Origin of the sequence: Bacillus cereus group sp. BfR-BA-01309 (genome assembly GCF_022664315.1) — a bacterium.
Taxonomy (GTDB): Bacteria; Bacillota; Bacilli; order Bacillales; family Bacillaceae_G; genus Bacillus_A; species Bacillus_A mobilis.
On sequence record NZ_JAKUHE010000068.1, the window covers coordinates 1 to 424 of the forward strand.

Sequence of the window (424 nt, forward strand, 5' to 3'; positions counted from 1 at the left end):
TTCATGGGAATATTTATATTTTTAACTACTCTAAAAATCTTTTTTTGATATCCGGATTAGGGATAAGACATTGTTTTTGTTTGCCAAACCAGTTGTATCTATTTTCTGCAATTTTTTTGTAATAAAGGTTCCGAATAGGTTTTGGGATTATTAAAAGGATAAAAAATAATTTACAACTTCCTTTTAAGTGCCTACAAATATTCAGTATGGCATCTGATTCTGTATAAGCCTTATTATTATCAATTAATACCACGCTATCTATTGTTTCGCTAATGTTGTATTGATTTAATAACTGAATACCTATGTTACTTTGACGTGATGCAAGTTTAAAATATCCTTTAGGATCTCTTTTAATAATAAATTGAACACTTTGATTACATAAGTTGCAGTCTCCATCAAAAAGTATAATTCGTGTCATTTATAA

General features: G+C 27.4%; 1 protein-coding gene. It reads right to left on the reverse strand.

Going from position 1 to position 424, the window contains the following annotated elements; translation table 11 throughout:
* Positions 1-25 precede the first annotated feature (25 nt).
* Entirely contained in the window at positions 26-418 is a 393-nt protein-coding gene (locus MR115_RS29640; RefSeq protein WP_242243858.1) for a thiol-disulfide oxidoreductase DCC family protein, read from the reverse strand.
* Between the last annotated feature and the right edge of the window lie 6 nt (positions 419-424).

Coding starts and splice junctions, on each gene's coding strand:
- MR115_RS29640 (WP_242243858.1), bottom strand. CDS start 418: ATGACACGAATTATACTTTTTGATGGAGACTGCAACTTATGTAATCAA.